Below are 20,391 nucleotides of genomic sequence, written 5' to 3'. Positions count from 1 at the left end.
GAAGAAGTCGCTAGACGCGCTGGTCGGATCCGAGGACGCGCTGGTCAAGCTGACGGCCCGCGCCCTATGTCGACGGCGAACTCATAAGAATCGAACTCACCATAAGATGAGGGAGCCCCTGCATGTTGGCGCGCACGCCATAGGCCTTACTCCGCGGCGCACGCCAGCCCGACCTCGTGCGCAGGCTCGCGCGCCATCGATGGGCGGCGATCCGCGGCATCTGCGTCACTCGTTGGCCGTGCCTTTCCAGCGCTGAAGCAGTGCGTTAACACAGTTCTAGTTATAAACGACCGACGAACGGATGGGGCGGGCTCTAAGTGGCAGAGCGGGCAGACGATATACAGCTCAAGTTCGGCGGTGTGTCTGTGGAACGGCTGGACGGCGCTCCAGCCGATGCTGTTATCGCGTCCCTCAATGCGCTTCAGCGCATGGTTTACATCATTGGCATGCGATCGGAAGGGCGCTCAATTAGTGAGCGATTGAAGCCTCCGGCGAAGGTGAAGCGAGAATATGCTGTCATCTGCCGGACACCCATCCCCGGGAGCCACATCCAACCGTTTAACATCGCATCGCAATCTGGCGCCTTCACGCCTGCAGTCGCGGCGGCCCGCAACAAGCTGTTGAAGACATTGAAGGCGTTCGATAGTGGAGATGAGCGCAGGGTCGAACAGGCACTTCCCAACGCCCGTGAGCGTTGGTTTATGGCGCAAGCCGCTCTTGGCCTTATTCCGCCGGAAGATACCGGACTAGAGATCACGGTACGAGAGGGAAGCCGTGGACCATTCGCTTTCAGGGCAGACCGAGCGCGGGGCCTACTTCGGCGATACGAAGCCGGAAGCCCCCCAGAGATAGATCAAGAGACAATTGTAGGGAAGCTGAGAGCGATCGACTTCGCCCAGACGATCTTGACTATAAAGCCTAGCAAGGAACCCGCGCTGCGTCTCGACTATCCTCTCCCGTTGGAGCGTTGGCTAACGGCGAATGTCCGGCGCCGCATCAAATTGGTGGGCCATCCCAAGTTCAATCAGAAGGGCGACGTCAGTTCGTTCAAAGAACTGCACACTGCGACAGAGCTGGAGCCGACACTAGAGCCAATCGAACAGTTCAGAGCAGACGAGCATTTAATAGGAACGGTTCGCCCGTTGTCGATTCCGGTGACGGTGGACTGGCAAGATCGAATTTTTTTAGTCCAGGAAAAGTCGTTAGGAATTGACGTGTTTTCGCAAAGCTATGACGAGCTAAGACAGTGCGTGATGGCCGAGTTGAATGTGCTCTGGCGGCACTACGCCTTGGCTTCTGACGATGAATTGGACTCTGAAGCTTTGGCGGTCAAACACGCTCTGCTGTCACGATTCAAAGTGGTGCGCCCGTGACCAGGGAAAGAGACCATATCGACGCCGCGCTGCAGCGTAAGGGCTTTGAAAAAGATTCCGGCGACCATTTCTATTACATCTATTGGAATCTCGCCGGAAAGAAGACGATAAGGAAAACAAAGATGAGCCACGGCTCATCTCATAGAACAATCGGCGACCCGCTGTTAGGACAGATGGCTAAACAGATCGGGCTCACGAAAAAAGATTTTCTCCGAATGGTCGACTGCACCGTCGATCGGGCGGAATACGAGGAGCTAGCCTTCACGAAGTGAATACCCGCAACTTCTCCTTCAGGCCGGGAAAGCGTCGCCAATGCCGCTTAAACAAGCTCGTCGCCAATCGACGGCATTTTACCGCCAGCGCTTTCGTAAAAGGCAGCGAGCTGGCGCGCGAGCATCCCGCCCAGAAGCTCTTCCATCGCTGTCACATCCACACGTCCGTCTTTCCACGCGTCATCGGCCTTGTCCAAGGCGTCGAAATATCCTCGTCTGTCACTTACAATTTGATCGGGAATGGTTGGCGTCCCTGGCAGGATAAAGCCGGAGCGGACCATTAGGACAACATATGAGACGATTCGAGAAGTTCGACCGTTGCCATCGGCGAACGGATGAATCCAGTTGAGCCTCCACATGACAAACGCCGATAGGTGCAGTGGCGTCTCAGTTTCCCAGTTGTCGTTGACGTAATCGCATAGTTCTTCGACTAAAGCGGGCACTAAATGCGCCGGTGGCGGCTCATGTTTGCTCTTGCTGATCTCGACAGCAGAAGGTCGGAAATTACCAGCAAATAAGCTGATGCCGGCCAACGCCTCACGGTGGAGGCTCAAAATCAAAGACGGTCTCAATTTGAAGGCGTGCCGGTCGATGGCTTCTTGCGCCGCATCTTTGCCGGCATCAAATTGGCGGAGGCCATTCGCTGCTTCCGCCTCGGCCCGCTTCAATGGATCGGTAATTAGCCTCGGTTCCAGCGCGCGACTATCTCGGCGCTCACTGGCCTCGTTGCTCATTTCTCTCTCGCTCGATGGCCTCCGCTTGACGATCGACCATTTCGCGGGTGATCAGCTTGTTTTCGAAAGCTGTATTGCCATAGGCAAAGCTCCGCCGCTGCTCTTCCTGTTGCTCAGGCGAAGGCGTCGCTTTCCTAGCTGCGGCTAGCAAAATTTCCAAGGCCTTGGGCACGTGTTTCTCCGGGACTTGATCATTCGAGCAAACCATAGCGCTCGCCCCTTTGCAATTTGTTAATCGCTCTTGACAACCCCTAGAAAGCGTTGGGGTTCCGTTGGAATCATCTCCACGCGCAAGCTAGGCGCATCGGTGGAGCGCCGGAAGGTGCGCAGGGCACGATGGACACTCCGGCGACGCTTGTACTTCGCGCTCCACTCCCCAACATCGCCGGCATGGAATGACGAAACTTTTCCGCCCGTAACCGCCAGAGGCGTCCAGCTGGCTTTGGCGCGCCCGCGGAGCCGACGCGCGCTACGCACGCCCCGATGGCTTTCTCGTTGTCGCGATCAAAGACGGCGATCGCTTGCGCCTATGGTCGTGTTTCGGAAATGATCTGACGGCGCGAGTTCCCGCATCCGAGACGCCGTCGCTGGGCTGCAGGTCGCGCGCGCGCTGATCGACGGCGAGGCGGTCGTGCTGCGCAGCGACGGTTATAGCGATTTTGCCGCATTGCTTGAGCAGCGGGTGGCACGGGAAGCTACTTTGATTGCGTTCGATCTTCTACAGATCGATCGCGAGGATCTACGGCCATTTCCGCTTGCCGAGCGCAAGAGCCGACTTGAGCAATTGCTCGAACAACAGCGCGCCGGCGTCATGATCCTGTTAGAGCCACCCGTACAAATGCTCAACTCGCCACGCGAGAAGGATATTTGTATCGGGGTCAAATCGGCGTAGTAACCCTGTGACAACTGCGTCGGCGGGACTCCACTTTGAAAAGTCGCAGCCAAGTTCCACGAACCTTGTGTTCCAGACAAGTGAGCCGCTAAAACCAGCGGGATTGTCGTATTTGACGCGGGCACTGGCCTCGCTACTTGTGCCGGACGTGACGGCTGTATCGCGGGGATTCCACAAAATTTCAAATATGTCTGTGTCACACGTCCCAATTTTTTCTTGGGAGCAATATCCGCTGAGAATGGCGTCAGCCCCATAATCGCTAATATAGGCGTTTTCACCAGCTATCCCACGAAAGAAGAGAAGCTCGCGATCCACAGGTCCATGGCGTTGCGCGAACTTCGACATCGCAAGCGGCTGTGCGCTTTGGGAGACGTTGCTCCATTCCTTTTCGGCAACGGGAGCAAGGGCTACGTCCTTCTTTAGATCAGGCTCCATGCGCCACGAACCGGGATAAAGTATCGTGCTACCGCGATCATCGATGTAAAAGGCGGTGGGATTGAAACGGGCTACATGCTCGCATGTGAGTAGCTGAACCCCCTCCTTTTCGATAAACGTGCCCGTGCCTATTTTGGTTGGCTTACCGGATTCACCGCCCGCCAGAATAGTCACATAAGGTCGGGTGAAAACCTTCATGCGGTCGGCAACGACGTTGCACATCGCGTCCCATTGAGCTTTTCTCTCCTCTTCGGTCAATTTGAGTCTCCTACCAATATCGAACGGTCGAAGCCCGCCCCTCCGGCGGGCTTTTGCATGTTCCGGCGCGTCTCTCAAAAGGGGGTGATTTTTCGGGCGGGATCGGCGTTGATTTTTGCATTCAAGTGAGTGTTTTAGCCAGCCATCATTGAAATTATCGGCACGGGGACTTATTTAAGTACCCGTCGAGATATTTGGCTGCATGTGGAGGTCATCCGATGAAAAAAAGACCGCTCGTCCGGGACGAATGGCGTGTGTTGTCCGATAAGTTTGTTCGCCATCATCGACTGCCCTTCGGTACCAGGCTGGTCTTGGAGAAACATCGCTCTTCAACAGCGCGCGGCCGCCCCCGTAGGGCGCGAAATGACACAACTTTTACCCGCCGCCTCTTCCTAGGAAAAGTTACCGACGACCATACGGTTAGGGAGCTCATTGACGATTATTTGCTGCCTGCCTTGTTGGTAGACCCATCAAGCAGAGGGCTGCGCGTCAAACTTCTGGGACCCAATGGGGAAGAGGTCAAAAAGACAAACACCCAAATTCGCACGGTGCGGCGCTGGCCCGCGCGGCCGACGCCAGACGAAATTGAAGCGGAAGAACAACTGAACGCGGAAGTCGATGAGATCGCAGAGATGGCGGATTTGGATCTTCGGAGCGCGGAGGAGCTTCGCGAAGATTCTGAAAGGGTGCTCCGGGGATATCTCCGCGCATTGATTCAGCGCTACGGTCTTCCCGCTGTTCAGGAAGCGATGGAATGAGGGCCTTTTCCGCCCTTCGAGGGTAACTCGAAAAGCCCGCTTCCGCGGGCTTTTCGAGAAGCTCGGCCTGAAGGGCATCGTATCCAAGCGGGTGGACAAGGCTTATCCTCGCGGCCGAACGAAGCATTGGCTCAAGATCAAATACGCGCAATATCGGCGCTGAAATGACGCCCGCGCCCTACACCTTGCCGCTGCGCATCCGAAGGAGCGGCGAGTCCTTCGCCGTCGAAGACGCGAGCGGCGTCGCGATCGCCTATGTCTATTTCGAGGAAGATCCGAGCCGCCGAGGACTCGTCAGTCGCCTATCTGGCGCCGACGCCAAGGCGGTCGCTCAGACGATTGCGCGGGCATTGACTGCGGCTGGAACAGCATCCGACGCTTACTAGGCGCATTCGAATCGTTAATACGGTTTGTCGAGATGTTCGGCCGCACGAAACGGCGCGCGGAGCGCGAAAAAGCCCGGTCATCGCCGCCGGGCAAGGTGGTCAAGCCTAACAGTCGCCGACCCCTAGCCTTGGCGCAGCTCGGGCGGCGAGATTGCCGCAGCGCCTCGTCGCCCGATCCCAAAAACACCCCGCTGGTACATCCGCGGCCTGGGCGTCCCTGCGTCGGCGGGACTGAAGCGCCAGCTTGACGCAAGCTATCTCCGCCAGCGCAACCGCCCTTAATCATCCAGGGGCGGGGGAGTCGAAAGTCTAGGCTTTTAGGCCCGCTGTACCGGACGGGGTGTCACGCGGAGATTTTTTCTCGGCCTGCCGAAGTTATTCAAAACTTCGGGCGCATGTCGAGGCGAAACTTCGGATCAACGCCATGATTTATATGGCGTTTCGGCGCGTCCGAAGTTTTCAATCAATTCGGGCAGAATCACTTCGGGCAGAAAATCACTTCGGGAAATCAGTTCGGGCACCCGTTTGAATATGGGAGATTAGCTGAGGGCTGAAAGCGGGGCATTTTAACGGGCTCGTAACGAAATTTGGGGGCTCACCCGACGGCGACGCGGCCGAGGGAGAAGTTGCTCCCGCGTCGGAGTTGAGTAGCTGAAGCATGACGTAGTGCTTGCCAGCCGAGACCGGTCTTCGATCGGTCGTTTTTTAAAGACCGAACCGGACTAGCTATATTCGAGTTGTCAGTGCTATTCCTGCAATTGACGCGCAGTTTTGGACCATCTTAGTGTTCCAATTAGGTACCACAGCCAATCCGAGATGCGGCGGAGGAGTCGACGAGAGTCCATATAGCTCCCAAGGTATCCCCCAGGTAGTTGCAAGCGAGGATGATCGGCTAGGTCACTGTCTGCTGGGCAAGTATACAGGCATGGGCCGGCCATAAGACGCCACAATCTGTCAAGAAAATAGGTCTTAGCGGCTTCGAGGTCGTCGGGATCAACATGGGCATCGATGGTCGCAAATAGATTTGCGTGGGCAATTTCGCCAAGTTCGATCTTGTGCTCCACGTTCGCGGCTACAATCCCTTCCGAAGCCTTGATCTGTCGAACTGCGGAAACATCTAACGCGTAGAATCCGCAGTATACGTCTCTTTTGTTTCCAGCAGAATTTCGCTTTTGCGAATTTCGACAGCCGTAGCGATGAACCATCAATGCGTTGGGCGCAAATCGCTGCCAAATGACGGACGCTACCAGCGCGTTGTCGTAGCGCTTCAGATTCCAGGACCTAGAACTGTCAAATTTCTTGCCCTTGCTTGCGAACGCGTAAGGGTGATGTATGGATCGGAATACAACTTGATCGTCTGGAATTCTAATGCACATCAGCTTCCTGAACCCTTGTCCTTTCAAGAAGCTGATGGGCAGCAACTGGATTCGTTAATGTGCAACTACCTCTAGCGATCACACCTTGATGATCGGTAGCCAGAACAGAGGCCTTTTGAGCGCCGATCGTCAGATAGAGAGCGTAAACGCTCTTGTGCCAGCTGAAAACCGCGGAGCGAGGGCCATGTCTGAGGATTGATGGTGCCGGAAGCCGTGATTTGCGAAGCACTTCAGCGACGGCTTTTGCGGACTCCGCGATTTCGTCATCGATATGGAAATCGTCATCGCAGGACTCGGACATTGCGGTTAGGGTGGTCGTGAGGCCCAAATAATCGAGCCACATCGTGCCAAGGTCAGTTGACGCAGTTGAACCTATACTGAGAGCGTGCTTCCACCCTGCCATCGCACCTCCAGAGGCCGTCGATAGGCTAGGATCATAGCTCAGCGAGGCCGAAGTTCCGGCGTCGACTGGCACAGTAGCATAGCTCATAACGACGGGGGCACACCCAAAAACGCTGGGATGGTTGCCGCAAACAAACATCCCGCTATGGCGTCCACCATCTGCCGATACATTGCTTAAACCGCTCATGTTTGTAGGTTCAAAGTCAGGCATGGCGCATTCTAACCCAAATACACCCGTGCTCTGGCCACAGCCAGTTCGCACAGCTCGCGGACGAGCTTTTTCAATTGGCTATCGTCAAATGCCCTTTCAACAGGTTTGTTATTAAAATCCATATGTATCATTGAGATAATCTGCTCGTGCACCAAGGCCGGACCCGGCAGTGTTATGGTTTGCAATTTTTCTACGGAATACTTTAATAAAAGATTATGTTTTACTTCAGGTAATGTTTTTGAGTCAGCGATACTGTTCACCTGCAGAACAAAATCCTCCTCATCCCGCAGATCCTTGGGGCGAAACCGCGAGTCAATTGCCTCGGAGAGAGCGGCGTTAGCCGAGATCGTGTCAGACGCAGCGTAGCCCAGCTGCACGTAGCAAGCTATCCTCCTCGATGGAATAAGAGGCACGCTCTCCGCTAGGCGCTCCAATTTTGGCAGTATTTCATCAGCACTCAAAAACTGGACGCGGGACTCTGGCTCCGGAATTACGGTGAAATTTAAGTCAATTCTAATAGGCTGCGCGCTGACAGTGAACGTACTAGCACCACGCTTGCCCGAGGCGTTCGAAGCCTGCCCAAACACGTTTGCTTGCCCTGACTGGAAAGACTCAGGGTCTTCGGACCAGAGGTCTCGATAGATCTGGGCAGCCGTCCGGTTCCCTGGTTTTTCCGGGAACAACGTTATCCTTGCACTCATCAACTGCCACTTCACCATACAATGTCCACTCGTTGCAGTTGCCCCGGGCGTTTTTCATACCAGCTTTTCGTAGGTCCTCAAAAGCTTCCTATACACCAAACCCCGGCTGATTCAGGTTTGAGATCGACTCAGCCGAATGCGACGGCCGTAATCCCGGGTCTGGGCCCGAGAATAATCAACGCCGCCGATTCATCGTTTTCGGCGTTCAATTCTCGATGGGATGTTCCGCGCGGAATGCTCAGTCTCGCGCAGCCGAACGCCGGGGCCTCCATTCCGCTCTACGAATTCGACGCCGGCGGGGCGCTTTATGTTATGGCAAATGCTAGGCCACGTGCTAAATTTCTTTATAAGTTATTGATTTTATTATGGGCATGGCGGAGACGGTGGGATTCGAACCCACGATAGGGTTTCCCCTATAACGATTTAGCAAACCGTCGCCTTCAGCCTCTCGGCCACGTCTCCATGCGCCCGCAATAATGCCGCGGAGCGCAAAGGACATATGCCAAAGCCCCGGCGCAATGGCAAGAGAACGCCTTTTAGGGCGTCGCGCCGAGCCCTGAGGCCAAAATCACGCGCGAGCCGCCCTCCGGCGACCACAAATCCAAAGGGCTTTTCTTCCGGCCGGCGCCCACTTGCAATCCGCGTCACCTCAATGAATTTGCTCGACTGCCGCGGCCATGTCGGGGACCAATCGCACGCGATAGCGGGCGTTCGCGCAGGTCAGCAGCCAGACCTGCTCGTCCGGTCTGGAAGCACGCGGGTCACGCTTTGCGGCTTGCGCCGAATCGCAGGGGTATCCCTGGCTCCGAATATGCGCCGCGACAATGTCCGCGGCCGTGGCTTGCGCCGACGCTGGGGAAACAAACACGGGCGTAAAGGGCAGGAGAACCGCTAGCCGAAATATCCGCATCGTCGCCTCCGTCGTTCGAGCGCATCGCTGGCGCCTCGGGTTATCGCCGCGATAATAGCGGAGCGCCGCGACGAGAGGGCGCCGGCAAGCAGCGGGACGTGACGCCTGAGCCAGTTGGCGCCCGCAGCAGAGCATCAGGTTTAGGACAATTCGGCAAGACGAGTTTGAGTAGACGCGCCGCGGCTCTTCATTCTCTCGCTTGGATGCATCGCCTCTCGCTTGCATGCTCGCGCCGCCTCGACTTCCGTTGCAAGCGAAGCGAAAGCAGCGCCGGCAGAAAGGAATAGGCCCGATCACCCGGCTAAACATCGCGCCTGCGCGCCAATCAGACAAGGCGCAGCTGTGATCGAGCCAGCGAAATTATTGGCGAAGATCTCTCCAGCCTGCCGCGTTCTATGCTAACATTCAATACGGCGCGCCTCGCGCCGGGCGAAACGAGCCCGAGGAGGCGACGATGAACAATCGAATATGCTCTTGCATCCCGCCGCCGGTCGGATGGAGCGTCAACCGGCAAACCCATCCTGCAATCACTCAAGCGATCTTCGCTTTATCCAATAACGAGCGAACGCCTGAAGCGATCTGGGAGGCGCCTACGCCAGAAGAGTGGCGGAGGATTTCCGAACTCGTCGTCGAATATGTCATTGACGGCGATTTCGCCGTCGACAATGGCAAATTCGCCTGGGGACCGTTCGAAACGCTTCGCCTCTTGCCGGCGCGCCGCAACGACTGATTGCGATCGCGTCGATAATCAGTAGCGAGGATACATCGGCGGTTCGAAGGGGCCGGGCTCAAAGCCGTCGAGTTCTCGCGCGAATTGGCGCTGACGCGGAGCCGCGGCGCGCGACTGTCCGCGCGCATTTCCGAGAATTTCTCCGCTCTCCGTGACGACCACCCAACGACCGCCGCGTTCCTGAATGGCGATCACACGACCAACGCCCGGCACGACTTCGCCGGGCTCGACGCCGATCATGCCCCTGTCCGATTCAATAAGTGCGGCGCCGTGATAAACGTCGCGCACCCTGTAGCCGCTAACGACTTTCGAAGCCGGCGCAATCGTCTGAACGGGCGTCATGTCGACTTTGGCGTTTTCGTTCCCGACGGCGCGGGCGACTTTGGCCTGACCCTTTTCGGGCAAACGCGTCGCGGGCGCAGCTTTCGCCGCGACGGCGGCAGCCTGGTTTTCGACAGCGGGCGGAGGGGCGCTGGCGGCCTGCGCGCGATCGCGGTCGGCCTGTTGTTGTTTCGCCACGGCGTCGAGTTTTGCGCGCAGCTCCTGCACTTCACCTTGAAGGGCGGCGATCCGACGCTTCGACGCTTCGTCCAACACCGGGATCGTGACTTGCTGGGGCGCCGGCGCCTCAGCCTTTTGAACTGCCGCGTCCTTTGAACGGTCTGGCGTATAAAAATGCGTGGCCGCAAGTCCGGCAAGACCGATCAACGCGGCGATCAGACCATAGCGGACCGGCCGAGCGCCGCGGCGGTCAATGACGATCTCCACCGGCAGTTTTGCTGGCGGGCCGTGTCTTTTCGGCTGTGGCGGCTCCGGCGGAATGATGAGGTCGTTCATGCGTGGAATCCCACCTTCGGAATTGGGCGGAGGATTCCTGCATGCGCTTGAATCGCGGCGAAATGGCGTCGATTCTTTTGCGCCGCTGCGCCTTATGCTGCGGCAGTTCAGGCATGAGTGGAGAGCGTCGCCCGACGAGAATCGCTGAAGGATTACTTGAAGTGATGTGGAACAGGCGGCGTATTGAGAGGCCGGGGGCCCGGCGAAGCTGTCATCACCGTATAGAGTCGCTCAAAGAAGCAACTCGAATCATAAGGCTCCACGCCCCTGTTGCATTCGGGCCGGGGAATATAGAGCGGGGGTTGCAGGTGATCGGAGAGGGCGATGCAGACAGGGTCGATGTAAGGTTTTCCGACGTTGTCCGTGACGATCGGATGACCGCATTGATCCATGGGCGGCGCCGTCTCTGCGCCCGCTGAAATTGGCGGAGGAGCCGCATGCTTCTGCTTCGCATCGGCAGCGCTCGAGAGCGCAACGGCCAAAGCAGCAATAGCAAAGGCTCCTCTGTCGAACCTGGCGCACACGCTTCGATGTTGTTTTCGCTGGCGGCGTACAGCTGAGACCGCGAGACAAGTGCTTTTCAACGAGATCCTCACGATGCGCCTTTCGAAATTCGGTGTCGGTCCGATCCAGCCTTATAGCCGATAGCCTCCTGGCCGCGAAGGCGGAGGGCAGCGCGCCGAGGCTGAGCACGGCGATGACGGCCGAGCGGTCGGCATGGCGCCGAGTTCGTCTTGGGAGCGGCGGCGACCGGTTTGAGGACTTGAAAGACCGGCGCGCGTCTTCCATGTCCTCTAACCCTTTATCAACTAGGTATTTTCCACAGGTGGAGCACTGCTGCGCCGAAGGCTAGGAAGAACCATTGATCTGAACATTGCGGCAATGACAACAGTTGCAGTGGGCTGCGGCTTGGTCTCATTGATTGGACCGAATTTCGCGGCGTATGTCTAGGGCGAGACGCTGGCCGTCTCGCCCTTCTTTTTCAGCGCTCTACAGGACCTTCGTCGCTCGAACGAGCACCTTGGCCTCGACAAAAACGTCTTGAGCCCCAAATATAAGGCGACGATCCAGCTTCTCGCGTGGGGCGTCGCAGTTGGTTAAAGGCGAGCGGAGGCAGACATGCGTATAACATTGAAATCGATCGTCACGGGCGCCCTGTGCAGCGGCTTGATCGCGACGACCTTGTCAGCCAATGCTTGGGCAGGCCCGATGAACGTCGTGCGTTCCGAGGGCATGGCATCACCATCTTTAACGGATCAGATCTACTATCGGCGCTATCGGGGCGGCTATTATCGGCCTGGCTATAATCCGGGCGCAGCTGCAGCGGCTGCAGCCGCCGTGGGCGTCCTCGGGGCCGCCGCAGCGGCAGGCGCTTACGCACAACAACCGTATTATTATGGTTATCCAGCCTATGGCTACCCAGCTTACGGGTATCCCGACGGCTACGGATGGTAATAGCAGCGGTTCACCATTTAAGCGGCGGCGGTTTTATGATGACCACCGCCGCCAACGCGCAGGTTGGGGTTCATTCGAGGGCTGTCGAGTTTCCAGCTTTTTTCGGCGGCAATCTCTTTTTGTCTCGTCCGGATGCGCCCGGATGATCGATCAGGATGCGCGCATTTAATGCGCGGGCTTCACCTGGACAGGTGTCTTCGCATGATCGCTGTCGCCCAAGCGCGCGAACGTTCAACGATCATCCGATGTTGCAGCCACTCTGGCGCTTCTCCTTCTCGCCGCGCGGACCATTTACGTCTGTGTGGAGATATTTCATGCTCGATCTCGCCTATGTGACGTTGCTCGACTTTCTCTCTCGATCGCCGCCGTTGAGGGTCGGCAGAGATGAGCCCTGCGAGCCGCGGTTCGTGCCAATCGTCGGCGAGGGTAAAGACAGTCGCGAAGAAGCGGCGCCGCCGGACATTGCCGGCGATCGCCCCGAGAAGTCCTCGCGCGCCTAGCTCAACGCTCAACACTGCGCGTGAAGCCGATGACTGTCAGTCGTCGGGTCGCGCTGGGGTCAACGTGCTTCAGACGAAATTGTCGAGCTCAGGGCGTCATTTAAATTGCGGCGCGGCCCCTACCACAACTCAGTGACAGAAATATAACACCCCGCATGCGCTCACTTCGTACCGGCGCTGCTGGGAGAGTAAGATGTCGAAAACAATCGTGGCCGCACTTTTGGTTGTGCTGTTTGGTTCAGGTTCGGCTCTCGCGAAGAGCCTCAGATGTTTTGAAGGTTACGTCAGCGCTCGCTGCGGCCCGCCGCCGCCGTACTACGTCGAGGGCATGACGTATTGGGGATATGCGCTGCCTCATGCCGAGCCGCAGGATCCCACCGGCCGAATAGTGCTTGAGGGCGCGGCAGGGGGAGGAGCGCCGGACGGCGATTAACCGCCTTACTCCGGTGACGGTGGGCGCAGCGAGTCGCTGCGCCTGCGCAGATCGGAAACTCGCACGGTTCTTCCTTTGGCTCGCGCGCGTGACCGACCGACGGCGTCGCATGCAAATGTCCCGGCGCATCGTCGAAGCGCCGAGCGATGCGCGCTTAAGTCGGACTATTTGCGGCATAGGCTTTAAACCTTACATTACGCTGAGCGACGACCGCCTCCAAATCGTCGTCGCCCATAGAACGCCCCGACCGTGGATGTAACTGCGGGGCGTTCTTGTTTTGCTTGGGCTACTTGAATTCAATCAACACGCCGTCTGCCCCCAGCGCAGTCTGCAATCCTTGGCGTCTTGCGCTCAATTTCATGGTGACGCCATTCCCATTCGTTAGCCACATCGTCCCTCGCCCGCGCTCAGCAATAGCCCAACCTCGTCGCACCTGAACGTAAGCCCCAGGGAAATCCGAAAGCCTCGTAAGGCCATAAACGGCACCAGAGGCCGTCAATTTGGAAGCTCCTATACCGCCAATTCCCAATCCCCCAACAGTGATGGGATAGGATTTTCCAGCGTATTCTAGTGTCCCACCGCCAAGCGAGCCGGAGCCAATAAACGCGACCTGGATTTGCTCGATCGTCACTGTGGCGGACGGCTTTCCAGCGGGAGCATCTTGGGCAGACGCAGGGGCGCCAAATGGCGCGAAGGCCGAGGCGAACATTAGAAAGAAGCGGACAGCGCCGGAAGGCAGTGCACAACTATTGAACATTAATTTTCCTCTCTCGAAACACGATGCGCCAGCATCCGCCGACTGGACACGTCGATTGTCGCCGCCAGATACACGAAGCCGCGCCGCATGGGAATGTCGCTGATGTCCATCGTCCGCATGCTTGGCGCAATCTAGCTGGAAGCCAGATACGGCGGCCAGTCCGGCATGACCTGCACCTCACGGGCGCCGCATTCCCCGGCGACGAAGCGTCGCGTCTTCGGAAGGTCGATGAAGGTGAAGCTCGAGGGCGGGCCGATCGTCTCGAAGCTCACGACACCATCGTGCTGGCAGTCGCGATTAAGCACCATACCCGCGCGCCTTGGACGCTCTCGGCGCGAAGGTCGGCGATCGTCGGCGGGGCGGGACGCTGCATCCGGGGAACATAGACGACGACCGGGCTTTTTCGTGAGGGAGGGGGCACCCGATAATGCCCCGAGCACGGATGAACTGGCGAGGCGTTTTTTCGATTGAACAAGAGGGGTAGGCAGCATCTCTCACGCAAGTCCCATATCCATTTCGGAGGGGGAACCAATCATAGGCTTTGGTGTTTATCTTTCGTTGCTTCAGATAAAAGCTGGGTGGGAGACATGCGCAGAACTACGATTGCCTTAGCCGCCTCGATTCTTTGCTTCGCTGTCACGAGCAGCGGAGCGAGCGCCATGACCGGTCCGGGACCATCGAGATCTCTTCCGGAAACCAATTATACCCCTAAGCAGGAAGCCGCGTGCAATGGCACGTGGGGGCGCTATGGATGTGGACCGGGATTTGTCCGTCGATGCAACGGGTGGCGTTGCTGGTGCGGTCCTTGCTGGTAAACGTCATACCTTGGCGTCGGCGCCGGAGAGCCGATTGACGAGCCTTTGCCAGCTCGGATCTTCCTCGAAATAGACATAGACGAGCGCCAAGCCGCCGACGTCCTCAACAACGAAGGACTCGGCGGCATGGCGGATGCGGAGTGGCAGGGCGGCATTCAAGCTAAGGAATGTCTTTGTTCAAGTGCAGTTCGCACCAGTGCCTATCAGCAAGCTGTTCATATAGTAGTTGATCCTGGGGCCAATGACGTAGGGCGGCGTGAGCACGATTGTCTGGTTCTTCTTCATGAAGAAATCGCACTCGAGGCTTTTTTTCCGCGCATGCGCCGCTGATGTCAGCAACGGTTCCGCGCGTAAATCCGCTTTTCGCAGTCACCTTGAGACTGCTATTTCGCACAGCGTGCACCGCCTGATGCAGTGCGGGACCGTGCTCATCACTGTCCTCAAAATAGTCGATCCACGTAGCGGACAAAAACTCTTCGGCGGGTCGGAGCTCGAAGGCGATGCTCAGGACGCCCAAGACGTCTCCGTCTTCGTTTTTTCGAAGTTTTCCCCATGGTACATATCGAAGAAGAGAGTGATGTTCCGAAAGCTTTTTTGGGGGCATTCACCTGAACCATCGTTGTGGGTCATATGGCGCAAGTTCTGCTTGCAGGTGTCTGAGGTTTGTATCTCCAGCTGCAGTTCGGCGTTCAACGCCTTCTCCCACACACAATACCCACCGGACTCGGTCATCCCTCAGCGCTTCAATCGTCAGCCGATCATTTCCGGATGTCCAAGCGGCAACGAGATGTCCTTTGGAACTCGCACCCAGTCCCGGGCCCTTGGTAGGTCGAAGCGTCAATAACGTCCGAAGGAGTGTTCGAAATGATGCAAATTCGGGCGGGAGATCGTCATCCAACCACTCTTCCGGGTCGAGGAGCAAATCCAACTGGCGAAACAGCCGGTCGCGGCGATCTAGGTCGAAATGCATAGCCACTTGCGAGGCAAAAACCTTGAACGACGCGAGAGCATCGAACAAGCGCTCTTGAATTGATTTATCGGTCTCTGAAGCAACCGGCTCGCGCCGCCCGATCGGCGCAAAACTTTGCTCTAGAACCTTCGATTCGTTACTCTGCCCGATTGTATATCCGAAGGAACCGGGCGGCGTGCAACGAGCAAGCGCCATGCTTTCCGTGCCAATCATTGGGAAAACAGCCTTCTAGCCTCGTTAGTGATTAAATCCTCGAAAAGTCTATTCTTTTCGACCCTCATTTGCTCGAGTGACTCCCAGAGCTCCTTATCGGCCGATTTAATGTCCGCGACTTTCGCCAGATCCATATCGAGAAGTAGCGATACGTGGCCGGGTACGGGCGAATCGATCGGCTGGGTGTTTATTGTAGCGCTTAGTCCGTGGTTTAGTTCACCGGTTACCTGAACCAGATATTTTTTTATCGGCTGGGAAAAGAGAGAAGGAATTGATGGGCGTATATTGGCATAGCGCGCCCAGGTTTCGTGTTCACCCATTGGGGCATCAATTCTATTGATGTATCTTAGGCCAATTCGACTGAGAGCCGGTCTCGCCTTCGAAACGTCGACAAACTCGTCCCAAGCAGTCCTCGCCTGATCGCAAAATTGAACCCAACCGAGGTAGGGTGCGAGACGCGAAACCGCAAGAGCGGTTTGCCTTACAATAGTAATGTCCGCTCGGTCAGCGCTGCTATGCTTTTTCCCAAATATCACCTTATTCGCAGGTCCGACTTGCGGATTTGCAATATTTATTTCAATATTAAAAATGCTCGCCTCCTCGTTAAACGGGAACCGGCGGCCGATTTTCTTCGATACTCTTTCTACAACCTTAATGTCGAGGGGATCTCTGAATCTAAACTCAACGACAGCCTCGGTTATTGGGGGACGACTATATTTTTGAGCATGCACTTTTTTTTCATCCCAGAACATTAAGCCGTTCACAAAGGCGTCAATTATTGCTCGTCGCCAACAGCGTTTGAACACTTCAAAAATGTGCTTCCGCTCTTGAACGCCCCAAGCTTAGCGCTGCGACTTCGCTAGTGCAAATCGCCGCATGATCCTCAGGTCTTCTGCGATGAGTGTTCCCCGGACGCACGAGCCCAAGCGTCGCCGCCGATGCCATGTGTTCCGCCCCTGCGAGAATTGCCCTGGACCGCATTTGTCAGGTGGCAAAAGCACTATTCAGAACTCCGACCGCCAAATTTGTCGATTGTTGTCCACGGCGTTGTTCGTCACTTCGAAATTGGCTGGCAGCTCATCCGTAATTTTTCGCAACTATTTGATTTTATTGGTGCCGGTTGCAGGATTCGAACCCGCGACCTACTGATTACAAATCAGTTGCTCTACCAGCTGAGCTAAACCGGCCCGTGGCGTCATCGAGGCGCATCGCGCGACTTCTCTATGCGTCCAAGCCGGCGGAGAGGTCAATCCCGCGCCGGGACTCACCCGAGCCTCATCCCCAGCCCCACGCTCACCCGAGCCGGGTCGTCACCACGCTCAACGCCGCGGCGCAGGCGTTCGACACATTCAGACTCTTGATCGGCCCCGGAAGATCGAGCCGCGCCACGGCGTCGCAGCGTTCGCGCGTGAGGCGCCGCAATCCCTTGCCCTCGGCGCCGAGCGCGAGCACCAGCGGCGTGGACAGAGGAATCGTCGAGAGCGATTCGGCGCCGTCCGAATCGAGTCCGACGCGGGCATAGCCGCGCTCGGCGAGGTCGTCGAGCGCGCGCGCCAGATTGACGACGGAGACGATCGTCACGAACTCCAGCGCGCCCGAGGCCGCTTTGGCCAGCACGCCTGAAAATTCCGGACTGTGCCGTTCAGTGACGATTACCGCGTCAACGTTGAAGGCGCAGGCCGTGCGCAGGATCGCGCCGACATTGTGCGGATCGGTGATCTGGTCGAGCGCGAGCACGACGCCGCTGACGCTGACGATGTCGGAAATATCCGCTTCCGGCAGCGGGCGCGCTTCGAGCAGCAAGCCCTGATGCACCGCCTCCGGGCCGAGTCGCCGCTCGAGCTCGCGCGAATCGACGAGGCGCGGCTCGAGTCCCGCCGCCTGCGCAAGCTCGTTGATGCGCGGCAGCGCGGTGTCGGTCGCATAAAGCGTCAGCAGCTTGCGCTTGCGCGCCGTCAGCGCGGCGCGCACGGCGTGAGCGCCGTAAAGCGTGACGAGGTCGGGCGAGGCGGAGCGGAACGGGCTGCGCGTCTCGGACTGTGCGACCGTCGTGCGGCGGCCCCGCTCATGCCCGCTGCGGTCTTTAGGCGGCGGCCGGCGGGTCATCTCAGCACGGCCGTCTTGACCCACCATCCCGGATGCTGGGCGCGAATGACGCTGGCGGCGCGCACAGCCTCGCGCCGGGCCGAAAACAGCGCGAAGCATGTCGCGCCCGAGCCGGACATCCGCGCCAGCCTGCAGCCCCGGGCGCCGCGCAACATGGCGAGCGCGTCGACGATCACGGGCGCCTGCAGACAGGCGGCGTCTTCGAGGTCGTTGCGCCCCTTCGCCAGCGCCGCAAGCAGTTCGTCCGCGCTTGGCCGGGCGGCGATGTCGGCATGCGCGGCGCCTTCCCGCAACGCGCCGGGTCGCAGTCCCAGCGCGGCGAAGACCGGTCCGGTTGCGACCGGCGCCCCGGGGTTGATCAGCACGGCCGGCAGGAGCGGCAGGCGAATCGGTTCGCCAAGAGTCTCTCCGGCGCCCCGCATCATCCGCGCTCGCGGGTCGAGGCAGACCGGCACGTCCGAGCCAATGGCGCGCGCGATCTCACGGATGCGCGAGTCGTCCGGCGCGAGATGATTCGCCTTGGCTAAAAGGCGCAGCGCCGCGGCGGCGTCCGACGAGCCGCCGCCGATGCCAGCAGCGACAGGCAGGCGCTTCTCAAGTCGAAACCGGCCGAGCCGCAGCCCCTTTATCTCTTCGGCGAGCCGCCGCGCGGCGCGCAGCACGAGATTGTCGGCGCCGGCGCCGGCGGCCGAGGAGGTGGGGCCCGAAATATCGAGCGACAGCGCGCCGTCGTCCGGCGTGAAGGACAATGTGTCCCCAGCGCCGGAAAACGCCACAAGGCTTTCGAGCGCGTGGTAGCCGTCTTCCCGACGGCCGAGCACGTGAAGCGTAAGATTGATTTTCGCGGGGGCGCGCGTCGTCAGCATCTGACCCCGGTCTCCGCAAGTGGGGAATTCGCGGAGCGTTGAATTGGAGCGGGCGAAGGGATTCGAACCCTCGACCCCAACCTTGGCAAGGTTGTGCTCTACCCCTGAGCTACACCCGCATCCGTCGCGCCGGCAAAGCAAGTCGCGCAGCCGTCGCGGGCGTCGTTATGCCGGAAACGAATTTGCTTTGCAACTGGCGCGAGGCGCCTGCGTCGACGCTCCGGAAGGGACGGCTTCCGGAGCGTCGCGACGTCACTGGATCATGCGCGCCGTGTTGCCGGTTTCAACCGTGATATTCGCGCTGTCAGGCGAGATCCAATGCGGCACCCAGGTAAGAGCGACGATGACGAAAGCGGTGAAGCCGATCAGATACACGAGGATCTTGCCGACTTCGCCGTCGTGAACATTAACGGCCATTTGCCTCTCCCATTCTATGTTGTTCGGCTTTCGCCGGAAGGACAGGGACGGCGGCGGATGATGCAGCGATGAAAACCGCCGCCGTCCGCCAGGACAGCTACAGGGGGACTTCCATGGCTGGGCGTAGTCTGCGGAAGCGGTCCCCGGAAACAAGGACCACAGACAGTATTTCCGTTGGTCAAATACTTGGTATCATGAAACTTATACTTGCTGGATCCAGGCGTCACGCGAGAGGCGGGAAGCCCTGCCGTTCGGCTTACCCGCGTGTTATCGACTTTTCAGCCATCGCCACTCGTTCAAGCCGAAGGGGCCGCCATGTCCGAAGCGCTGAGCCATGAAGAGATTGTCGATCTGCTCGCGCTCGAGCCCAATGCGACGTGCGGCTTCGTCCGCATCACCTATACGAGCAAGCTGTCCTTGGGTGCGGACGCCTTGCCGGCGCCCTTCGCGCGCAGCGGGCCAGTGGGTTCAGCGCTCTATTTTCTGGTGACGCCGCACGCGCCGGTTCGGCTGCACCGAATTCGCAACGATCAGCTCTATCATTATTATCTCGGCGATCCGCTGGGGCTGTTCATGCTCCATAGCGACGGCTCAACCGAGCGCGTGGTGGTCGGACCGGATCTGCGCGCCGGCCAGAGGGTTCAGCTGCTTATTCCCGGCGACACATTTCACACGGCGCGGCTTCTGGGCGGCGGACGCTGGTTTTTTGGCGCCAGCACCGAGTGGCCGGGCGTCACGCCGCAGGACGTTGAGATCGGCGATCTCGATCAACTGGCGTCGAAATATCCTGGCGTAGCGGCCGAGATCCGCTCAATCGCGGCTTCGGTCAAAAGCGATCCGATACCGGCAGGCCAGCCGCGGTAGGAGCTACTTGCATTCCTGCAGGGCGCGCGCGAGCGCGTCCGACATTCCCTTGAGGGAATAGCTGTCGGTGGTGCTTGTCCCTTTAGACGAAGCGGCCTTCACGATGAGCTTGGCGCCGCCGCGCAGCGCGCCGACAAATTCTTTCTCTCGCGACTGATCCTTCACCCAGGCGTTCGTTCCCTTGGTGATCAGTTCGTAGCTGTCGCCATCGATATCGGCGACAGCGGCGGAGCCGTCCTTCGTCGCATAGCCCAGATTGATCGCGACCTCATTATGGATATTTTCCGCCGGCCGCGTCGAGATAAAGATGTAGGCGGTCGCGTCTTTGAGCTTCGCCTTCGGCGTCCGCTCCTTGGGTTGCCCAAGCGCATAGCAGGTCCTGTTGCGCCCGCTTTGGGCGGCGTAGGCGCCCCATTCTCCGAAGTTTCCGAGCTGTTCCGGCTTGTCTGAGCCTTTGGCCGCCGGCTTCTCGGCCTTGTCGGCTTTCTCGTTTTTGGTCGGCTTTCGCTTGTTGGCTTTGCCGCTTGCGTCCTCGGCCGGAGCGTCTTCCGCGCCCGGCTTGGGCTTCGCCTCGGCAGCGTCAAAAGCGAAGGCGATCGCCAGTCCGATGGCGACAGCGACGAGAAGACGGGAGCGCGTGCGAGAATCTCTAAGCATAGGCTCAGATTTTACCGAGGACAGGGGGCGCGAACAAGAGCTTCAGCGCATTCTCGCTACCCG

24 protein-coding genes and 3 tRNA genes are annotated in these 20,391 nt (G+C 58.5%); 10 read left to right on the top strand and 17 right to left on the bottom strand.

The annotated features are described in order from the left end of the window. Nucleotides 1-317: 317 nt before the first annotated feature. A complete protein-coding gene (locus A3OO_RS0114020; protein WP_018408465.1) occupies nucleotides 318-1,373 on the top strand; it encodes a hypothetical protein in 1,056 nt (351 codons plus the stop codon). Further along, nucleotides 1,370-1,645: a hypothetical protein gene (locus A3OO_RS0114015; protein WP_018408464.1), complete on the top strand. Its 276-nt coding sequence runs from the start codon at nucleotides 1,370-1,372 to the stop codon at nucleotides 1,643-1,645. The genes A3OO_RS0114020 and A3OO_RS0114015 overlap by 4 nt, the downstream gene beginning before the upstream one ends. Nucleotides 1,646-1,692: 47 nt before the next feature. Here A3OO_RS0114015 and A3OO_RS0114010 read toward each other — a convergent pair whose 3' ends face one another. Beyond that, entirely contained in the window at nucleotides 1,693-2,379 is a 687-nt protein-coding gene (locus A3OO_RS0114010) for a Fic family protein (RefSeq protein WP_018408463.1), read from the bottom strand. Further along, nucleotides 2,360-2,587, bottom strand: coding sequence for a hypothetical protein (locus A3OO_RS0114005; protein WP_018408462.1), 228 nt, complete (start codon nucleotides 2,585-2,587; stop codon nucleotides 2,360-2,362). The genes A3OO_RS0114010 and A3OO_RS0114005 overlap by 20 nt, the downstream gene beginning before the upstream one ends. Before the next feature lie 363 nt (nucleotides 2,588-2,950). Here A3OO_RS0114005 and A3OO_RS24800 point away from each other — a divergent pair, with 363 nt between their 5' ends. Then, nucleotides 2,951-3,271, top strand: a complete 321-nt coding sequence (locus A3OO_RS24800) for an ATP-dependent DNA ligase (protein ID WP_425338975.1) — start codon at nucleotides 2,951-2,953, stop codon at nucleotides 3,269-3,271. Here the strand turns inward: A3OO_RS24800 and A3OO_RS0114000 are convergent. Then, nucleotides 3,200-3,964, bottom strand: a complete 765-nt coding sequence (locus tag A3OO_RS0114000) for a hypothetical protein (RefSeq protein WP_018408461.1) — start codon at nucleotides 3,962-3,964, stop codon at nucleotides 3,200-3,202. The genes A3OO_RS24800 and A3OO_RS0114000 overlap by 72 nt on opposite strands. A gap of 218 nt (nucleotides 3,965-4,182) precedes the next feature. Here A3OO_RS0114000 and A3OO_RS23635 point away from each other — a divergent pair, with 218 nt between their 5' ends. Both A3OO_RS23635 and A3OO_RS21740 read left to right on the top strand, forming a co-directional pair. Then, nucleotides 4,183-4,722: a hypothetical protein gene (locus A3OO_RS23635; protein WP_156824829.1), complete on the top strand. Its 540-nt coding sequence runs from the start codon at nucleotides 4,183-4,185 to the stop codon at nucleotides 4,720-4,722. A 164-nt stretch (nucleotides 4,723-4,886) separates the two neighbouring features. Next, entirely contained in the window at nucleotides 4,887-5,108 is a 222-nt protein-coding gene (locus A3OO_RS21740) for a hypothetical protein (protein ID WP_018408459.1), read from the top strand. 1,997 nt (nucleotides 5,109-7,105) lie between these two features. Here the strand turns inward: A3OO_RS21740 and A3OO_RS0113980 are convergent. Both A3OO_RS0113980 and A3OO_RS0113970 read right to left on the bottom strand, forming a co-directional pair. Beyond that, nucleotides 7,106-7,816, bottom strand: a complete 711-nt coding sequence (locus tag A3OO_RS0113980; RefSeq protein WP_018408457.1) for a hypothetical protein — start codon at nucleotides 7,814-7,816, stop codon at nucleotides 7,106-7,108. A gap of 354 nt (nucleotides 7,817-8,170) precedes the next feature. Further along, nucleotides 8,171-8,260 (bottom strand) — tRNA-Ser (locus A3OO_RS0113970). A gap of 902 nt (nucleotides 8,261-9,162) precedes the next feature. On the opposite strand from A3OO_RS0113970, the gene A3OO_RS0113950 reads away from it, so the two are divergent. Then, nucleotides 9,163-9,438 (top strand): YccJ family protein, encoded by a 276-nt coding sequence (locus A3OO_RS0113950; protein WP_018408452.1) that lies wholly within the window; start codon nucleotides 9,163-9,165, stop codon nucleotides 9,436-9,438. A gap of 18 nt (nucleotides 9,439-9,456) precedes the next feature. Here A3OO_RS0113950 and A3OO_RS0113945 read toward each other — a convergent pair whose 3' ends face one another. Continuing rightward, on the bottom strand, nucleotides 9,457-10,275 hold the full coding sequence (locus A3OO_RS0113945) for a hypothetical protein (protein ID WP_018408451.1): 819 nt from the start codon (nucleotides 10,273-10,275) through the stop codon (nucleotides 9,457-9,459). A 1,119-nt stretch (nucleotides 10,276-11,394) separates the two neighbouring features. On the opposite strand from A3OO_RS0113945, the gene A3OO_RS21735 reads away from it, so the two are divergent. From A3OO_RS21735 to A3OO_RS23625, 3 genes are all read left to right on the top strand, one after another. Further along, nucleotides 11,395-11,730: a hypothetical protein gene (locus A3OO_RS21735; protein ID WP_083909767.1), complete on the top strand. Its 336-nt coding sequence runs from the start codon at nucleotides 11,395-11,397 to the stop codon at nucleotides 11,728-11,730. 245 nt (nucleotides 11,731-11,975) lie between these two features. After that, a complete protein-coding gene (locus tag A3OO_RS0113920) occupies nucleotides 11,976-12,230 on the top strand; it encodes a hypothetical protein (RefSeq protein ID WP_156824827.1) in 255 nt (84 codons plus the stop codon). Nucleotides 12,231-12,423: 193 nt separating this feature from the next. Further along, nucleotides 12,424-12,663: a hypothetical protein gene (locus A3OO_RS23625; RefSeq protein ID WP_026222986.1), complete on the top strand. Its 240-nt coding sequence runs from the start codon at nucleotides 12,424-12,426 to the stop codon at nucleotides 12,661-12,663. Between the two features lie 888 nt (nucleotides 12,664-13,551). Here the strand turns inward: A3OO_RS23625 and A3OO_RS23620 are convergent. The 10 genes from A3OO_RS23620 to A3OO_RS24020 all read right to left on the bottom strand — a co-directional run bounded on the left by A3OO_RS23620 (nucleotide 13,552) and on the right by A3OO_RS24020 (nucleotide 18,807). Continuing rightward, on the bottom strand, nucleotides 13,552-13,728 hold the full coding sequence (locus A3OO_RS23620) for a hypothetical protein (RefSeq protein WP_018408445.1): 177 nt from the start codon (nucleotides 13,726-13,728) through the stop codon (nucleotides 13,552-13,554). Nucleotides 13,729-14,238: 510 nt separating this feature from the next. Beyond that, complete coding sequence (locus A3OO_RS23615; RefSeq protein WP_018408444.1) at nucleotides 14,239-14,394, bottom strand: hypothetical protein; 156 nt, start codon at nucleotides 14,392-14,394, stop codon at nucleotides 14,239-14,241. A gap of 1 nt (nucleotide 14,395) precedes the next feature. After that, nucleotides 14,396-14,752 carry a hypothetical protein gene (locus A3OO_RS21730; protein WP_040573446.1) on the bottom strand — a complete coding sequence of 119 codons (357 nt, stop codon included), beginning with the start codon at nucleotides 14,750-14,752 and terminating at the stop codon, nucleotides 14,396-14,398. An 87-nt stretch (nucleotides 14,753-14,839) separates the two neighbouring features. Beyond that, nucleotides 14,840-15,418, bottom strand: coding sequence for a hypothetical protein (locus tag A3OO_RS23610; RefSeq protein WP_156824826.1), 579 nt, complete (start codon nucleotides 15,416-15,418; stop codon nucleotides 14,840-14,842). After that, complete coding sequence (locus tag A3OO_RS0113880) at nucleotides 15,415-16,170, bottom strand: TIGR04255 family protein (protein ID WP_018408441.1); 756 nt, start codon at nucleotides 16,168-16,170, stop codon at nucleotides 15,415-15,417. The genes A3OO_RS23610 and A3OO_RS0113880 overlap by 4 nt, the downstream gene beginning before the upstream one ends. A gap of 359 nt (nucleotides 16,171-16,529) precedes the next feature. Then, nucleotides 16,530-16,605 (bottom strand) — tRNA-Thr (locus A3OO_RS0113875). Nucleotides 16,606-16,711: 106 nt separating this feature from the next. Continuing rightward, nucleotides 16,712-17,524, bottom strand: a complete 813-nt coding sequence (locus A3OO_RS0113870) for a TrmH family RNA methyltransferase (RefSeq protein WP_026222984.1) — start codon at nucleotides 17,522-17,524, stop codon at nucleotides 16,712-16,714. Next, the gene (locus A3OO_RS0113865; RefSeq protein ID WP_018408439.1) at nucleotides 17,521-18,390 is read right to left on the bottom strand and encodes a 4-(cytidine 5'-diphospho)-2-C-methyl-D-erythritol kinase; all 870 of its coding nucleotides are present in this window, start codon (nucleotides 18,388-18,390) and stop codon (nucleotides 17,521-17,523) included. The genes A3OO_RS0113870 and A3OO_RS0113865 overlap by 4 nt, the downstream gene beginning before the upstream one ends. Before the next feature lie 44 nt (nucleotides 18,391-18,434). Further along, nucleotides 18,435-18,509: transfer RNA gene (locus A3OO_RS0113860), tRNA-Gly, on the bottom strand. Between the two features lie 133 nt (nucleotides 18,510-18,642). After that, nucleotides 18,643-18,807, bottom strand: a complete 165-nt coding sequence (locus tag A3OO_RS24020) for a hypothetical protein (protein WP_018408438.1) — start codon at nucleotides 18,805-18,807, stop codon at nucleotides 18,643-18,645. 315 nt (nucleotides 18,808-19,122) lie between these two features. On the opposite strand from A3OO_RS24020, the gene A3OO_RS0113850 reads away from it, so the two are divergent. After that, nucleotides 19,123-19,671 (top strand): cupin domain-containing protein, encoded by a 549-nt coding sequence (locus A3OO_RS0113850; protein ID WP_018408437.1) that lies wholly within the window; start codon nucleotides 19,123-19,125, stop codon nucleotides 19,669-19,671. A 3-nt stretch (nucleotides 19,672-19,674) separates the two neighbouring features. Here the strand turns inward: A3OO_RS0113850 and A3OO_RS0113845 are convergent, their stop codons facing one another. After that, nucleotides 19,675-20,328 (bottom strand): invasion associated locus B family protein, encoded by a 654-nt coding sequence (locus tag A3OO_RS0113845; protein WP_018408436.1) that lies wholly within the window; start codon nucleotides 20,326-20,328, stop codon nucleotides 19,675-19,677. Between the last annotated feature and the right edge of the window lie 63 nt (nucleotides 20,329-20,391).

It is taken from the genome of Methylocystis rosea SV97, from assembly GCF_000372845.1.
GTDB classification, from domain to species: domain Bacteria; phylum Pseudomonadota; class Alphaproteobacteria; order Rhizobiales; family Beijerinckiaceae; genus Methylocystis; species Methylocystis rosea.
This window is presented reverse-complemented; position numbering and strand designations above follow the sequence as displayed.

Coding starts and splice junctions, on each gene's coding strand:
- A3OO_RS0114010 (WP_018408463.1), bottom strand. CDS start 2,379: ATGAGCAACGAGGCCAGTGAGCGCCGAGATAGTCGCGCGCTGGAACCG.
- A3OO_RS0114005 (WP_018408462.1), bottom strand. CDS start 2,587: ATGGTTTGCTCGAATGATCAAGTCCCGGAGAAACACGTGCCCAAGGCC.
- A3OO_RS23635 (WP_156824829.1), top strand. CDS start 4,183: ATGAAAAAAAGACCGCTCGTCCGGGACGAATGGCGTGTGTTGTCCGAT.
- A3OO_RS21740 (WP_018408459.1), top strand. CDS start 4,887: ATGACGCCCGCGCCCTACACCTTGCCGCTGCGCATCCGAAGGAGCGGC.
- A3OO_RS0113980 (WP_018408457.1), bottom strand. CDS start 7,816: ATGGTGAAGTGGCAGTTGATGAGTGCAAGGATAACGTTGTTCCCGGAA.
- A3OO_RS0113950 (WP_018408452.1), top strand. CDS start 9,163: ATGAACAATCGAATATGCTCTTGCATCCCGCCGCCGGTCGGATGGAGC.
- A3OO_RS0113945 (WP_018408451.1), bottom strand. CDS start 10,275: ATGAACGACCTCATCATTCCGCCGGAGCCGCCACAGCCGAAAAGACAC.
- A3OO_RS21735 (WP_083909767.1), top strand. CDS start 11,395: ATGCGTATAACATTGAAATCGATCGTCACGGGCGCCCTGTGCAGCGGC.
- A3OO_RS0113920 (WP_156824827.1), top strand. CDS start 11,976: ATGTTGCAGCCACTCTGGCGCTTCTCCTTCTCGCCGCGCGGACCATTT.
- A3OO_RS23625 (WP_026222986.1), top strand. CDS start 12,424: ATGTCGAAAACAATCGTGGCCGCACTTTTGGTTGTGCTGTTTGGTTCA.
- A3OO_RS23620 (WP_018408445.1), bottom strand. CDS start 13,728: ATGGTGCTTAATCGCGACTGCCAGCACGATGGTGTCGTGAGCTTCGAG.
- A3OO_RS23610 (WP_156824826.1), bottom strand. CDS start 15,418: ATGATTGGCACGGAAAGCATGGCGCTTGCTCGTTGCACGCCGCCCGGT.
- A3OO_RS0113880 (WP_018408441.1), bottom strand. CDS start 16,170: ATGTTCTGGGATGAAAAAAAAGTGCATGCTCAAAAATATAGTCGTCCC.
- A3OO_RS0113870 (WP_026222984.1), bottom strand. CDS start 17,524: ATGACCCGCCGGCCGCCGCCTAAAGACCGCAGCGGGCATGAGCGGGGC.
- A3OO_RS0113865 (WP_018408439.1), bottom strand. CDS start 18,390: ATGCTGACGACGCGCGCCCCCGCGAAAATCAATCTTACGCTTCACGTG.
- A3OO_RS24020 (WP_018408438.1), bottom strand. CDS start 18,807: ATGGCCGTTAATGTTCACGACGGCGAAGTCGGCAAGATCCTCGTGTAT.
- A3OO_RS0113850 (WP_018408437.1), top strand. CDS start 19,123: ATGTCCGAAGCGCTGAGCCATGAAGAGATTGTCGATCTGCTCGCGCTC.
- A3OO_RS0113845 (WP_018408436.1), bottom strand. CDS start 20,328: ATGCTTAGAGATTCTCGCACGCGCTCCCGTCTTCTCGTCGCTGTCGCC.